Source organism: Acinetobacter baumannii (assembly GCF_009759685.1).
GTDB lineage: Bacteria > Pseudomonadota > Gammaproteobacteria > Pseudomonadales > Moraxellaceae > Acinetobacter > Acinetobacter baumannii.
In genome coordinates, this window is sequence record NZ_CP046654.1 from 2,913,717 (window position 1) to 2,927,707 (window position 13,991).

Annotated in this window: 14 protein-coding genes and 1 pseudogene; 12 read left to right on the forward strand and 3 right to left on the reverse strand. The window is 37.4% G+C overall.

Annotated features, from left to right (window positions below):
* The first annotated feature begins 5 nt into the window (after positions 1 to 5).
* From GO593_RS13965 to GO593_RS13975, 3 genes are all read left to right on the forward strand, one after another.
* Entirely contained in the window at positions 6 to 488 is a 483-nt protein-coding gene (locus tag GO593_RS13965) for a nucleoside deaminase (RefSeq protein ID WP_000646730.1), read from the forward strand.
* The gene (locus GO593_RS13970) at positions 488 to 1,666 is read left to right on the forward strand and encodes a cyanate transporter (RefSeq protein ID WP_000814588.1); all 1,179 of its coding nucleotides are present in this window, start codon (positions 488 to 490) and stop codon (positions 1,664 to 1,666) included. Before GO593_RS13965 ends, GO593_RS13970 begins: the two co-directional genes overlap by 1 nt.
* A 133-nt stretch (positions 1,667 to 1,799) precedes the next feature.
* Complete coding sequence (locus tag GO593_RS13975) at positions 1,800 to 2,957, forward strand: winged helix-turn-helix domain-containing protein (RefSeq protein WP_000204296.1); 1,158 nt, start codon at positions 1,800 to 1,802, stop codon at positions 2,955 to 2,957.
* Positions 2,958 to 3,035: 78 nt separating this feature from the next.
* Here GO593_RS13975 and GO593_RS13980 read toward each other — a convergent pair whose 3' ends face one another.
* Positions 3,036 to 3,494 (reverse strand): GNAT family N-acetyltransferase, encoded by a 459-nt coding sequence (locus tag GO593_RS13980; protein ID WP_000615572.1) that lies wholly within the window; start codon positions 3,492 to 3,494, stop codon positions 3,036 to 3,038.
* Positions 3,495 to 3,805: 311 nt separating this feature from the next.
* Complete coding sequence (locus GO593_RS13985) at positions 3,806 to 4,465, reverse strand: epoxyqueuosine reductase QueH (RefSeq protein ID WP_001007559.1); 660 nt, start codon at positions 4,463 to 4,465, stop codon at positions 3,806 to 3,808.
* Between the two features lie 426 nt (positions 4,466 to 4,891).
* On the opposite strand from GO593_RS13985, the gene GO593_RS13990 reads away from it, so the two are divergent.
* The 4 genes and pseudogenes from GO593_RS13990 to GO593_RS14005 all read left to right on the forward strand — a co-directional run bounded on the left by GO593_RS13990 (position 4,892) and on the right by GO593_RS14005 (position 8,212).
* Complete coding sequence (locus GO593_RS13990; protein WP_000342965.1) at positions 4,892 to 5,179, forward strand: hypothetical protein; 288 nt, start codon at positions 4,892 to 4,894, stop codon at positions 5,177 to 5,179.
* A gap of 188 nt (positions 5,180 to 5,367) precedes the next feature.
* A pseudogene (gene soxR, locus GO593_RS13995) lies at positions 5,368 to 5,820 on the forward strand (redox-sensitive transcriptional activator SoxR).
* A gap of 161 nt (positions 5,821 to 5,981) precedes the next feature.
* Positions 5,982 to 6,416: an I78 family peptidase inhibitor gene (locus GO593_RS14000; RefSeq protein ID WP_000720060.1), complete on the forward strand. Its 435-nt coding sequence runs from the start codon at positions 5,982 to 5,984 to the stop codon at positions 6,414 to 6,416.
* Positions 6,417 to 7,276: 860 nt separating this feature from the next.
* Positions 7,277 to 8,212, forward strand: coding sequence for a dihydrodipicolinate synthase family protein (locus tag GO593_RS14005; protein WP_001984060.1), 936 nt, complete (start codon positions 7,277 to 7,279; stop codon positions 8,210 to 8,212).
* Positions 8,213 to 8,268: 56 nt separating this feature from the next.
* Here the strand turns inward: GO593_RS14005 and GO593_RS14010 are convergent, their stop codons facing one another.
* Positions 8,269 to 9,177, reverse strand: coding sequence for a DMT family transporter (locus tag GO593_RS14010; protein ID WP_000106979.1), 909 nt, complete (start codon positions 9,175 to 9,177; stop codon positions 8,269 to 8,271).
* A gap of 417 nt (positions 9,178 to 9,594) precedes the next feature.
* On the opposite strand from GO593_RS14010, the gene GO593_RS14015 reads away from it, so the two are divergent.
* The 5 genes from GO593_RS14015 to GO593_RS14035 all read left to right on the forward strand — a co-directional run bounded on the left by GO593_RS14015 (position 9,595) and on the right by GO593_RS14035 (position 13,972).
* The gene (locus GO593_RS14015) at positions 9,595 to 10,278 is read left to right on the forward strand and encodes a GntR family transcriptional regulator (RefSeq protein ID WP_000174668.1); all 684 of its coding nucleotides are present in this window, start codon (positions 9,595 to 9,597) and stop codon (positions 10,276 to 10,278) included.
* Between the two features lie 168 nt (positions 10,279 to 10,446).
* Entirely contained in the window at positions 10,447 to 11,379 is a 933-nt protein-coding gene (locus GO593_RS14020; protein ID WP_000859583.1) for a 4-hydroxyproline epimerase, read from the forward strand.
* Positions 11,376 to 12,479: an NAD(P)/FAD-dependent oxidoreductase gene (locus GO593_RS14025; RefSeq protein WP_001258344.1), complete on the forward strand. Its 1,104-nt coding sequence runs from the start codon at positions 11,376 to 11,378 to the stop codon at positions 12,477 to 12,479. Before GO593_RS14020 ends, GO593_RS14025 begins: the two co-directional genes overlap by 4 nt.
* A complete protein-coding gene (locus GO593_RS14030; protein WP_000615330.1) occupies positions 12,480 to 12,710 on the forward strand; it encodes a (2Fe-2S)-binding protein in 231 nt (76 codons plus the stop codon). It begins immediately after the preceding gene.
* Positions 12,710 to 13,972 carry an NAD(P)/FAD-dependent oxidoreductase gene (locus GO593_RS14035; RefSeq protein WP_000415232.1) on the forward strand — a complete coding sequence of 421 codons (1,263 nt, stop codon included), beginning with the start codon at positions 12,710 to 12,712 and terminating at the stop codon, positions 13,970 to 13,972. The genes GO593_RS14030 and GO593_RS14035 overlap by 1 nt, the downstream gene beginning before the upstream one ends.
* Positions 13,973 to 13,991 lie beyond the last annotated feature (19 nt).

Here is a 13,991-nt window from a genome sequence, read left to right on the forward strand (position 1 = left end):
AATAAATGAAAGCAAATCAGGAATTTTTACGTCAAGCCATTGAGCTTGCTTATAACAATATAGAAAAAGGTGGCCGACCATTTGGCGCAGTAATTGTAAAAGATGGCAAAGTAATTGCTTCAGGTGTTAATCAAATTTTGACAACCAATGATCCGACTGCACATGCTGAACTATTGGCGATTCGGGCAGCCAGCCAAGTTCTAGGAACCGCGAATTTAGAAGGCTGTTCGGTATTTGCAAGCGGGCATCCATGTCCTATGTGTATGGCTGCAATGCGTTTAGCGGGTATAAAGACAGTTAACTATGCTTACTCTAATGAAGACGGCGCACCGTTTGGTTTATCTACAGCTGAAATATATGCCGATCTTGTAAAACCATTTGCTGAACAGTCCATGAAAATCGAATATGTGCCTGTTCGATTTGAAGACCGTACCGACCTTTATGTGTTTTGGAAAAATTATAAAGCTAAGCAATCGGGCCTAAAGTAATGAAGCAGACTGGAGCTTTCTTGGCTCGTCCCATGCTTATTTTGACAGTCGCTCTGGTTGGACTCAATTTAAGACCTTTTATGACCAGTATTGGTCCTTTAGTCTCAAAGATTCGAGCAGGTACTGGATTAAGTCTACAAGGAATAGCTCTACTCACTTTATTGCCCATGATGTTGATGGGGCTTATTGCCTTTATTGGTCCAATCGTACAGAGCATGGTCGGAGAACGTAGAGTTGTTTTGGGTGCTTTGCTGACTATTTGTATTGGATGCGCACTTAGATTTTTATTTCCTACAGCTGAGGGTTTAATTGCTAGTGCAATAATTATTGGTTTAGGCGTCGCGCTGATACAGGCTGCTTTTCCAGGAATTATTAAACGAGAGTTTAGTCAACATATCGGGCCAATGATGGGGCTTTATTCAGCTATGCTTATGGGTGGTGGCGCACTAGGCGCATGGTTGGCACCTGTGATTTCCAATATAACGGGTCTATGGTCACTGGGGCTGGCTTTCTTTACTATACCCGCTGTATTAGCACTAGTATCAACATTTATTTTTTTACCCTCCATTGTAAGTTCGACTGCCCATCTGTCACCTGTAAAAACATTATTAAAGAAACCTAGAACATGGTTGTTAATGCTGTGTTTTGGTTTGGTCAATGGTGGCTATTCTTCGGTGGTTGCGTGGTTGGCACCTTCGTTTCAAGATCATGGCTGGAGTATTTCTCAAAGTGGGAAATTGCTTGCCTTACTTGCCTTGAGTCAAGCAGCCTCGGCTCTGTCTTTGCCTATTTTAGCTAGGAAATATAAAGATCGACGTCCGTGGTTGTGGTTTACTCTATTCATGCAATTTGCTGGCTTTGCAGGACTTGCTTTTATACCTGAATTTGCATCTGTGTTATGGGCAATTTGTTTAGGAATAGGCTTGGGAGGTTGTTTTGCCTTAACACTTATTGTGGCATTAGACCATTTTGAAGAGCCGAACAATGCGGGTGCTTTATCTGCACTTATGCAAGGAGGCGGTTTTTTACTTGCTGCAATACCGCCTTGGTTTGTAGCAGCTTTGCATGACTTTACAGGGACTTATAAGGCAGGTTGGATTTTTCATTTATGTAGTGTGATATTGGTTATTGTGTTAGTGGTAAGGTTAGCTCCAAGAAGTTATAACAAAATTCACTAATAAAAGTTTAGGTGATTAAAGAATATTACGGACCCAAAGAAATACTATTTTGAAGGGAAGATGGTTAAAGAAAAGTGATAGGATAATATTGAAACTTTTAGTTTTTAAATGAACACAACAATATTTGATTTTTATGACATCTTCTTTGAAAAAAATAGCTTTATTAAAACAGGGCTTAGGAAAAAATAGTCCATTCGCAGCAGGTAGGCAAGGAACATTAGAGGCGATTGAGCATTTAGGTTATGTACAGATTGATACCATATCTGTCGTTGAACGTGCTCATCACCATATATTGTGGAGTCGAGTGCCAGATTATGATTTAAGCCATTTAAACAGTTTGGTTCGTGAGCGGCAGATTTTCGAATATTGGTATCATGCGGCATCTTATCTTCCTATGAAAGATTATCGATATGCATTACCGGCAATGATGTCTGTCAGAAAAGGGGAAAGTCGCTATTTTAATAGAGGCGATCAACGCCTTATGAATGAAATTCTGGCACGTGTTCGTGCCGAAGGTAAAATTCGGTTAAGGGATATTGATAAGAAAAATAAAGAGAGTTTAGGGAATTGGTGGAATACCGGTCCAGGCCGCCGTGCTTTTGAGCAGTTATATATGCAAGGTGACCTGATGATCTGTGAACGTAATGGTATGGAAAAAGTTTACGATTTAACTGAACGCTGCCTACCTGAAAATATTGATTTAAGTTTGCCTACGCTTTACGAATATGCTCAGTATTTATTTAATAATACGCTTCGAGCTCATGGTGCATTTACGTGGAAACAATTGGTTCATTTAAAGAAAAATGATTTAAAAGAAACCATGCGTGTCGTGCTGAAAGAGCAGATTGATGCAGGTGTTGTATCAGCGATTAAACTTGCCGACGGACAAAATTTATATGTTGATGTAACTGCAATAGAGCAACAATTGGATACTGATTTTGGTCTAAAAATACTTTCGCCTTTTGATAACTCTCTTATTCATCGTGACCGTTTAACTTCCTTATTTGAATTTGATTATCGGATCGAATGCTATGTGCCAGCGGCCAAACGGGTATTTGGATATTTTTGTTTGCCTATTCTTTATCAAAATGAGTTAGTAGGACGAGTCGACTGTAAAGCACACCGGACAGTAAAAGAACTAGAAGTGATTAGTCTACATTTAGAAAAAACGGTAAAAGATAAAGAGCATTTCTTTTTTGAATTAGATCAAGAACTCCAGCGTTTTGCAGCATTTAATCAATGCTCAAATGTGAATGATAAGGTAGTCAAACTCATTCGCAGCAAGCTTTAAGTACCAATCTAATTGGATGTCAAAAATGATTAAAGCTAAAACACCAAAAGAGTGAAAATTTTTGGTGTTTAACTTCGCTTAGTTCAAAGACATACGGTATTGAATAACGCCGGGCTTTTGTGCAATCCAATCATAGAGCTTTTGGGCTGTTTGATTACTTTCTTGAGTATGCCAATATAAACGTTCACAGCTATGTTCGGTGGCTTGCTTCTGTACATACTCAATAAGTTGTTTACCAATTTGTCGTCCACGAACTTCAGGTGATACATACAGATCTTCTAAATAACAGTAGTTATTTTCTGCCCAAGTAGACCGATGAAACATATAAGTGACAAAACCTAAGATACGTTCTTTATTTTTGGCAACTGCACAATAAATAGGTTCTTTTTCATCGAAAAAACGATCCCAAGTCATTTTTGTGATATGAGGAGGTAAATTGACCTGATAGAAATTTTGATAGGCAACCCAATATTCTAACCATTGAGTATAGTCTTGTTGTTGAACTGGCGAGACTTCGATCGTTTCATTTTGAATCATAATTACACTTCATTCTGACTAATTGATGAAATTATATATTGGATATGAATGTTTTATAGAAACATTAAAGTATTAAAAACTAACACAATAAATTTGATGAGAAAAGAAATTGCTTATTTTTATAACTTTCTAAAATAAAATTTTTTTATTAATCTTATTTTAAGCTAGCTTTATTATTCTAATAAAACAAAGCTCGTCTAAGTACACCTTTTAGCCACATTCTCCAGATGTGGCTCTTTTTATTTGCGGTTAGAAAATCTAGAAGTAAATAAATATGATTAAATATTTATTTTTGAATCTCTATAAGTTTTTTAATCATTTTCCATTGCATTACTATAAAACTTAACACCTATTTTAATGCGATCTCGACCATTACTCATACGCCAGCGATTCGTATCACGTAGGGAATACACGCAGCCACAATATTCTTGTTGGTAAAATTCTTCACGTTTACTAATCTCAATCATGCGGCTAGAGCCACCATTTTTTCGCCAGTTGTAGTCCCAGTACTGAATATCGGGATAGTGTGAAGCAGCGCGAATCCCGCAATCATTGATTTGCGCCATATTTTTCCATCTTGAAATCCCTAAAGAGCTGCTGATTAGACTAAACCCATGTTCATAAGCATATAAAGCGGTACGCTCGAAGCGCATATCAAAACACATGGTACAGCGGATACCGCGTTCAGGTTCATTTTCCATACCTTTAGCACGGGCAAACCAATTATCGGTGTCATAATCCGCATCGATAAAGGGAATATTATGTTTTTCTGCGAAGCGGATATTTTCTTCTTTACGAATGAGATATTCTTTTACCGGATGAATATTAGGATTATAAAAGAATATAGAAAAGTTTATATTAGACTCAATTAATGACTCCATTACTTCTCCAGAGCAGGGAGCACAGCAAGAATGGAGTAATAATTTATTATGTCCAGATGGGAGTTCGAGTTTTTGACGTTGAATAGCCATAATTAAAAAATAAGTTATATTTTTATATATTTTAGATTTTTTAACTGCTTATAAAAATGAATTTTTTTCAATTAATGATGAAAATATCTAATCTTTATTATTTGTGCTGAATAATAAAGTATTTTTTAATTTTATTACATATAATAAATAATATATTATATTTGTGTAATATTATTAAAAATAATTTTAACTTTCTATTGTCAAAAAAGTACACTCTATAGAAAATAGGAATAATTTTATATTTGTGTAACTATTTGTCTTTTATATATTTATCTACTTAGTTTTAGCTAGAAAAATTGTGTGATGAACGTCTCAAATAAGTATTATTTTTTAAATTTAAATATTTTTTTAGATTTATATTTTTAATAAATTTATACTAAAACAGTTATTCTATTTTTCTCATTTGAGTATGTGATATTTTAAGATATGGACGATTGGCAATGTAAGTATTGTAATGGTTACATTATGGTTAATCATTCAAGGATAGAGGTAGGGGAAAAAGTTTACTTTTTGGTATATAAATTCGATGCAAAAAATGAAAGAAAAAAACTATATAAAAAAGGAACTGTAATTGCACGTTGCGATAGTATTTTACATATCGAATCAAGAAAAAAGACATATAAAATAGAGGAGGCTAAAGTCTATCCTTTAGGTGCACCTATGCCATTTGTTTATAATATGTTCTGGATATGTGGTTGTGAAAACAGACCATAATATTTTTATTGAATCTAAAATGAATAGTGAATTTAAATAATTTTGATGATTTTTTATTCAAGTTTGCAAATTATAGTTTTTAATTTTTATAAATAGCTTAAATTGCTGAAGGGTTAAAGTTAGATTGCAATTTGACAAAATTTTAGCAACCTTTTATAAGACCTCAACTAAGCTTGAGATTAATAAAAATGAGTGAAAGGAATCAAAGTCGTTTGTTAACGGTTGGTGAGGTTGCAAAACGTAGCGGTGTTGCAGTTTCAACCCTTCATTTTTACGAATCTAAAGGTTTAATTAAAAGTATAAGAACCAATGGTAACCAACGCCGTTTTACTCTAGTGGTGTTACGTTACATTGCGATCATTAAAATTGCTCAAAAAGTTGGTATTCCATTAGATGAAATAAAACAAGCCCTAAGTAAATATCCGATGGGTTCTAAATTAACTGCACAACAATGGAAAGAGCTATCTCTCGATTGGCGGAAGAATTTGGATGAGCGTATTTAAAAACTCACAAGACTCAGAGACGAAATGGATTGGTGTATTGGATGTGGTTGTTTGTCATTAGAACAATGTCCATTAAGAAATCCCAATGATGTGTTGGGGCAAGAAGGTGCCGGGCCGCGTATTTTAGAAAGACCATAGAAGATAAATTTTATTGTTAGATATAACGCATCATAATTTAACATTTGCAATAGAGAATTATTTTGTAAGTTGCTCTCTATGAAGGTTTTTTATTGTAAACAAGTCATATAAAACATAAATTTTTTTGATATCTTTATTTCTTTTAGTAAGAAGCAAAATTTATGAAAAAAATTATCTTTCTTGGTTTAGCGCTTGTTTCGTTAACGGCTTGCTCATCAGTACAACATAAAGATTCAACTCCTCCAAAAATTGGTTCACCAAATCCTGCTAGTCAATATTGCGTTGAACAAGGCGGGAAATTAGAAATTAGAAATGAAGCAAATGGTCAGGTAGGTTATTGCCATTTGCCAAATGGACAAGTCGTCGAAGAGTGGAAATTATTCCGTGATAATCAGGCGAACTGTGTTTCAGAAGAAGCTCAAAAATTAGTTGGGCTATCTGGTTTAACCGATGATCAAATTAAGCAAAAAACGAAGTCAGAAATTGTTCGTAAAGTTGCTCCAGGTCAACCGATGACAATGGATTATCGTTCAAATCGAGTAACTGTCACAATTGATCCAACTTCTAAAAAAATTACTCAAGCAACATGTGGTTAATTCTTTAATTAAAGAATTAGCTTAAGTTCGAACAAGAAGGCCTGTCAAAAGACAGGCTTTTTTTAGACAGCCAAATAAATTGTTAAGCTTAATCACATAAATTTTCATAATGCACAAAAACCTGTTAAACCTCATTCAAAGAAAAACAAACATAGGTGTTAAGTTTTAAGTTCCTTTTAAATCATGTGTAGGACCGAGCTATGATGCAAGCAATGTTTTTCTTTAGTGCTGGAGCAGTTTTTGGTTATTGCTATCGTCATTACGATGCTAAAGTTAAAAAAGCCAATGATTCAAAATAAATGATTAAAAAAGCCTGCTTCTTGAGTAGGCTTTTTTCTTTGTATTATTCCAAACTATTGAATAGAACATATTTTAAGTAATCATAAAAAAAGCCCCTAGCGGACTAGAGGCAGAGAAACTTCAGATGCAGGTAACAGGTGAATTATGCATCTGAGTTAAGTAGGTTGTATCAAACCATGTAAAGCACTTTACCAGTAAAAATGAGTAAAAATAGGGATGTGCGACTAATGGCTAATGTATCCTGTATCTTTTTTAACCATTTTAAAAGTAAATAATTTTCTTCAGACCCGTTTAATTTTTGAATCTTTATTATTAATAAATCAGAAAAAAGCTTTTAAAACATATCCTATTTATCAGTTTTACAGTTTTTATCTTTGTTTTTTATACATTTTTTTAGAGGAAAAGAATTTTAGAACAAAGACTATTCTTTTTTATGTATATCGTATACGATATATGAAGAATGATTGGACAGCTATTGATACCCATTCCATAACTTTTGAGATGGATTAACTCAAAAGTACAACTACCAATAGTTTTAACTATATTACTGAGGAATAATTATGAGTAATATCTTCACAGGATGTATCCCGGCGCTAATGACCCCATGTACTCCTAACCGTGAGCCAGATTTTGATGCGCTTGTGAAAAAAGGGCATGAACTTATTGAAGCGGGAATGAGTGCGGTAGTGTATTGTGGTTCAATGGGCGATTGGCCTTTATTGACCGAAGCTCAACGTCAAGAAGGTGTAGCACGACTTGTAGCTGCTGGTATTCCGACAATTGTGGGTACTGGGGCAGTTAATTCAAAAGAAGCAGTTTCTCATGCAGCTCATGCAGAAAAAGTAGGTGCACAAGGGCTTATGGTAATTCCACGTGTATTATCACGTGGTACATCACCAACTGCACAAAAGGCACACTTTTCTGCGATTTTAAAAGCTGCTCCTAGCTTACCTGCGGTAATTTACAATAGCCCGTATTATGGATTTGCGACTCGTGCAGATTTGTTTTTTGAATTACGCCGTGAATTTCCAAACTTAATTGGTTTTAAAGAGTTTGGTGGTGCTGCTGATATGCGTTATGCAGCTGAGTTCATCACTTCCCAAGATGACTCTGTGACATTAATGGCTGGTGTAGATACTCAAGTTTTCCATGGTTTCGTTAACTGCAATGCAACGGGTGCAATTACGGGCATTGGTAATGCTTTGCCTAAAGAAGTTTTGCAGTTGGTTGACCTTAGTAAGAAAGCTGCAGCAGGGGATGCGAAAGCTCGTCGTTTGGCACAAGAATTATCAAGCGCTTTAGAAGTTTTATCGTCTTTTGATGAAGGTACTGATTTAGTCCTTTATTACAAGTACTTAATGGTACTTAATGGCGATAAAGAATATACCTTACATTTTAACGAAACGGATGCATTGAGTGAATCACAACGTAAATACGTTGAAACTCAGTATGAATTATTCCGTACTTGGTACCGTAACTGGTCAGCTGGAATCTAAGCAAATATCTATAAAAAAAGAGGCTAACGATTTAGCCTCTTTTTTACTTCTATTATTTATTTTTTAGTGAGGACAATAACGCAGAGGAATATTAAAACTAAACCTAAATAACTATTCATTGTTAAACTTTCGCCTACTACAACAACTGCCAATAAAGCTGCAACAGGAATTTCGACCAAAGCTAACGTCATGGCTTGACTGGCTGGAATACGTTTTAAACCAAAGCTAAAAAATAAATAGCCTAAGAACATAGGTACGATTGGGATATAAAGGGCTACCCAAATATTATTTGGATAATTAAATAGGTGAGTTGCTGTAATTAATAAAGTAGGTAATAACAGAACTGCTGAAATCCCAAAGATCACGCCCATGGCAGCTCTTGAGTTGATGCCTTTATGGATTAAGTTTTTCATAATCCACGAATATGTTGCATAACTCAGACTTGAGAGTAAGCCAAAAAATACACCTAATAGCCGTTCGGATTGGACGCCTTGATGTTGGTGACTGTGTTCGCCTGCATATGAGAGTAAAACGACTCCTAAAAAACCAAGAATAAAACTGATAAGCCATTTTAAAGAAAGCTTACGTTTATCTAATAGCCACTCAAGCATAACTGAGAACAAAGGGGCGCAGCCAATTGAAATAACAGTACCAATAGAAACACCAGCTAATGAGACCGAGGAATAAAAAGCAAATGGACAAAGAATAGAAACAATGACGGCAATCAAAACTTTAGTTTTATAGTCAAAAAGCTTTCGGTAATCTTTTTTAATAGCTTTTAAACTTAAAAATGTGTGAATTAAACCACCGAAGCCCACAGAAATAGTAGCAATTACAAGTGGACTGATGCCCTTTGCAAAAGATGCTGCTGTGCCTGCCGTACCCCATAGAAAAGCAGCAAATAGTACAGATAAGAAACCCGTATAATAAGTCAGGGAAAATTTTGCTTCTGTTGGCGTACTCATATGAAGTGACTCAAACTCTGAAAGTTTTATGCAGCAAGATTTCTACAAGATAATAATTTCTACCTTGTAAGGAATAATCAGCTCAATGGATAAGAATTTTTGACAGTTTCCCATCAAGAGAACAGGGTAGTATGCTGGTATTTATGACGATTTGCTTGGTTAAATACACTAAAATAATGACGATTTCGGCATAGTCTAATAATAGTTTTGTGAATTAAATGGTATAAAGTATACTTTGTATATGAATGATTTTAAAAATTATTGGTTTATAGTGATATAAAAATAGTTTTTAAAAGCTTTATATGAAGGATAAGCCGTACCGAAAATGATGCTTTCAAAGCAATAATTTCATTATGGTGGATGACTAAAATTATCATCCTTTTGTTTGTGTCATATTTTGAGGTTAAGAGAATATTCGTGACGCTACCATCTTTTAATGTATCAAATCTTGGTGCAATGCCTTCGGTATCTGAAGTTATTGTCAAATATATTAGAGAAGCAATTATTGCAGGGCATATTGCTGAAGGTGAGCCTATCCGTCAGGATGAAATTGCCAAGCTATTTAATGTCAGCAAAATTCCGGTACGTGAAGCCTTAAAGCAACTTGAAGCCGAAGGCTTAGTAGAGTTTATAAAAAATCGCGGTGCAATTGTGACCCGAATCTCTGAAGAAGAATTAGCTCAGATTTTTGAAGTACGGGTTATGTTAGAAACGAAGTTGATTCAGCTCGCCGTGCCGAATATGACAGAAGAAACTTATAAAAAGGCAGATGAAATTTGTAATGCCTTTATCGATAACATGGATATTGGAAGCTGGACCACACTAAATTGGCAGTTACATGCGTGCCTTTATGAACCAGCACAGCGACCTTATATGCTCGGATTAATTCGTTCTATTTACGATAAAATTGAGCGCTATTTAAGATTGCAGATGAATGTTTCCGAAGGCAAATCACGTGCAAATGATGAGCACAAAGAAATTGTGAAAGCCTGTAAAGCCAAGGATGTTGATTTGGCGGTTAAGTTAATTGAAGAGCATATTAATGGTGTTTGCCAATCACTTTATGAGCACTTACCTCACCATAAAAATGTGAAAAAATAAGCGCTGCATTCTTTATCATTTCAATTAGGCCAATGGCCTAATTTTTTTGTCTTTATTTTAGCTGGAGTAAGTTTTCACTATGCTGATTTCGTCATAGATTTATAAGAAAACGATCAAGCTTGCTGTTTTCAGATCAGTCATCCTAAAGGAAAATGTAAGGATACTTCTATGAAAACAGTAAAAATTTTGGACTCTCATACTGGTGGTGAACCAACACGATTAGTGCTTGAAGGTTTTCCTGATTTAGGCACAGGAGATATGGAAAGCCGCCGAAAAATATTATCAGAACAATATGACCATTTCCGTAGAGCAACCATGTTAGAGCCGCGCGGTAATGATGTGTTGGTTGGCGCATTATTGTGTAAGCCAGTGAATCCCAAAGCGAGCGCGGGTGTTATTTTCTTTAATAACACGGGCTACCTAGGCATGTGTGGTCATGGCACGATTGGTTTAGTGGCTTCGTTAGCACACTTGGGAAAAATACAAGTTGGTACACACTTAATTGAAACTCCAGTAGGTGATGTTGAAGCGACATTGCATGAAGACCATTCAGTGAGTGTGCGAAATGTACCGGCATATCGTTATAAAAAAGCAGTCGAAGTTGATGTTGAAAAATATGGAAAAGTTACTGGTGATATTGCATGGGGCGGTAACTGGTTCTTCTTGATTAATGATCATGGTCAACGTGTTTCAAGTGATAATTTAGATCAACTTACTGAATATGCGTGGACTGTTAGACAAGCACTTACGGCACAAGGAATAACTGGTAAAGATGGGCAAGAAATTGACCATATCGAATTATTTGCAAGTGACACCGAAGCAGATAGTAAAAATTTCGTGCTTTGTCCAGGCAAGGCCTATGACCGTTCACCATGTGGAACCGGAACCAGTGCGAAAATTGCTTGCTTGGCTGCAGATGGCAAACTTGAGTCAGGAAAGTTATGGAAACAAGCCAGCATTATTGGTAGCCAGTTTATTGCCTCGTATGAGCAAGCAGGGGAATATGTGATTCCAACCATTCGTGGAGAAGCTTACATGAGTGCTGAAGCAACTTTATTTATGGATGAAAATGACCCATTTGCTTGGGGTATTCAGCTATGAGAACCGATGCCATCGTCATTGGGGCAGGCATTGTAGGTGCTGCATGTGCTTATGAATTGGCTCGGCAAGGGTTAAATGTGCAAGTTTTGGATGCTCGGATCGGTGGTGCAACAGCCGCGGGCATGGGGCATTTGGTCATTATGGATGACTTGGAAGCTGAATTAAAACTTAGTCATTGGTCAGTTCAGCTATGGCATGAATTAGGGCACGAGCTTTCGGAAGAATGTGCCTATCGCCAAACGCCAACTTTATGGCTGGCAAGTAGCCCAGAAGAAATGCAGATTGCTGAGGAAAAATATCAACGTCTCACTGCACAAGGTGTCCGTTGCCAACTTCGAAACGCAGAGGAAATCCGTCAGCTTGAACCTCACTTAAAGCAGGGTCTTTATGGTGGTTTAGAAGTTTTTGATGATGGAATTTTATATGCACCCTGTGCTGCCGAATGGTTGTTAAAAAAAATTCCCCACAAGGTTCAGGTGCAACAAGCTAAAGTTATTCATATTGAAGAAAATCGGGTTCAGCTAAGTGATGGAACATGGTTAGAAGCTGCGCATATCGTTTTGGCTAACGGTATTCATGCGACAGATTTTTTTCCAGAGCTACCGATTGAACCTAAAAAAGGTCATTTGGCGATTACTGACCGTTACCCTGAATTAAATGTAAAACATACATTAGTGGCTTTGGCTTATGCGGCCAGTACTCAAGCGACAAGTGGAATTTCGGTGGCTTGTAATATTCAGCCTAGACCGACGGGCCAGCTTTTTATTGGGTCATCTCGTCAGTTCAATACGGTTGATCCGACTGTAGAGCCAGAAGTCTTTACACGGGTGCTTAAAGAGGCTGCGGATTATTTTCCAGCTTTGGCTGACCTTAATGTTATTCGGGCATGGACTGGCTTTCGCGCAGCCACACCAGATGGTATTCCGATAATTGGACGACATCCTACATTTCAATCGGTTTATTTAGCGGTAGGTCATGAAGGATTAGGTGTAACCACAGCAACAGGTACAGCAAAACTGATTGCCTCACACATATGTGGAATAACTTTTGATATAGATCCAGAACCTTTTTTACCTCAGCGCTTTATAGGAGCTGCATAGATGATTCAGCTTTTTATTAACGGACAATCGGTTTCTGTGATTGAGGGCACCAGTGTTGCTGCTGCTTTAGCACAAGCGAAGTCTTATAGTCGTTTGTCTGTCTGTGGTGAAAAACGCACTCCATTTTGTGGAATGGGAGTGTGTCAGGAATGTCGTGTCAATATTAATGGACTCAGAGTGCTTGCTTGTCAGACGCTGTGCCAGCAAGACATGAAGGTGGAAACACAATAATGGAAAAACAATACGATGTGGTGGTTGTCGGTGCTGGGCCTGCAGGGTTGTCAGCTGCTATTGCAGCCGCCGAAAGTGGCGGGCGAATTTTAATATTGGATAATAACCCACAGGCGGGCGGTCAAATCTGGCGGGCCGGTCCGATTTTTCCTGTACCTGAAATGGCGCAGCAGAAATATCAACAAATTAAGGCTCATTCTAATATTGAATTTATGTTTGGTGCGAAAATTGTCGCCGCACCTTTTGCAGGCCAATTGCTTGTTGAGCGACCTCACGACAGCCTAAACTTGTCTTATCGCCAGCTTATATTGTGTACGGGAGCAAGAGAACTGTTTTTGCCTTTTCCCGGTTGGACTTTACCTGGCGTAACATGGGCAGGTGGTTTGCAAGCCTTAATTAAAGCAGGCACACCTGTCAAAAATGAACGCATTGTGATTGCGGGCTCTGGACCCTTACTTTTAGCAAGTGCGGATACGGCAAAAAAAGCAGAGGCTCAAGTTCTCTATGTTGCCGAACAGGCGGCTTCATCTTCCGTTCGTAAGTTTGCACTACAACTTTGGCGTTGGCCTTCGAAAATAATACAGGCGTTATCTTTGCCTTATCGTTTATATCAACCTGACAGTTATGTGGTTGAGGCGATTGGTCAGGAGCGTCTTGAACGAGTAAGGCTACAAACGCCGAAGGGAATCATTGAAATTGAGTGTGATCGACTCGCGTGCGGATTTGGTTTAGTCCCGAATACTCAATTAGGGCAGTTAATGGGTTGTCAAATTAAGGACAATGCGATTACGGTCGATGACTATCAACGTACATCACAGCCACAGGTGTGGGCAGCAGGTGAGTGTACAGGTTTTGGCGGAAGTGAGCTGGCGATGGTTGAAGGTAGCATCGCAGGTTATGCCGCTATAGGCCAAAATGAAAAAGCGAGACAATTATTTGCTCAAAGACAACGGTATCGTTTATTTGCACATCTCCTTGAGAAAAGCTTCAAATTACGTGCTGAGTTAAAAACACTTGCACGTCCAGACACTATTTTTTGTCGATGTGAAGATGTAACTTTTGACAAAGTTGCCGAACGTAGTAGCTGGATGGATGCAAAATTACATACACGCTGTGGAATGGGAGCATGTCAGGGAAGTACTTGTGCAACAGCAGCGGCTTGCCTGTTTGATTGGCAGTTGCCTAACTCTCGACCACCATTACTTCCTACCCGTGTAAAAAGCCTCATGGCGATGTCTACTTCTCCTTTAAATCAAAAATGAAATGTTCTAGAGTAGACAA

Excerpts from the sequence above, each read along its gene's own strand:
- GO593_RS13965 (WP_000646730.1), top strand. The coding sequence starts at position 6 with ATGAAAGCAAATCAGGAATTTTTACGTCAAGCCATTGAGCTTGCTTAT.
- GO593_RS13970 (WP_000814588.1), top strand. The coding sequence starts at position 488 with ATGAAGCAGACTGGAGCTTTCTTGGCTCGTCCCATGCTTATTTTGACA.
- GO593_RS13975 (WP_000204296.1), top strand. The coding sequence starts at position 1,800 with ATGACATCTTCTTTGAAAAAAATAGCTTTATTAAAACAGGGCTTAGGA.
- GO593_RS13980 (WP_000615572.1), bottom strand. The coding sequence starts at position 3,494 with ATGATTCAAAATGAAACGATCGAAGTCTCGCCAGTTCAACAACAAGAC.
- GO593_RS13985 (WP_001007559.1), bottom strand. The coding sequence starts at position 4,465 with ATGGCTATTCAACGTCAAAAACTCGAACTCCCATCTGGACATAATAAA.
- GO593_RS13990 (WP_000342965.1), top strand. The coding sequence starts at position 4,892 with ATGGACGATTGGCAATGTAAGTATTGTAATGGTTACATTATGGTTAAT.
- GO593_RS14000 (WP_000720060.1), top strand. The coding sequence starts at position 5,982 with ATGAAAAAAATTATCTTTCTTGGTTTAGCGCTTGTTTCGTTAACGGCT.
- GO593_RS14005 (WP_001984060.1), top strand. The coding sequence starts at position 7,277 with ATGAGTAATATCTTCACAGGATGTATCCCGGCGCTAATGACCCCATGT.
- GO593_RS14010 (WP_000106979.1), bottom strand. The coding sequence starts at position 9,177 with ATGAGTACGCCAACAGAAGCAAAATTTTCCCTGACTTATTATACGGGT.
- GO593_RS14020 (WP_000859583.1), top strand. The coding sequence starts at position 10,447 with ATGAAAACAGTAAAAATTTTGGACTCTCATACTGGTGGTGAACCAACA.
- GO593_RS14025 (WP_001258344.1), top strand. The coding sequence starts at position 11,376 with ATGAGAACCGATGCCATCGTCATTGGGGCAGGCATTGTAGGTGCTGCA.
- GO593_RS14030 (WP_000615330.1), top strand. The coding sequence starts at position 12,480 with ATGATTCAGCTTTTTATTAACGGACAATCGGTTTCTGTGATTGAGGGC.
- GO593_RS14035 (WP_000415232.1), top strand. The coding sequence starts at position 12,710 with ATGGAAAAACAATACGATGTGGTGGTTGTCGGTGCTGGGCCTGCAGGG.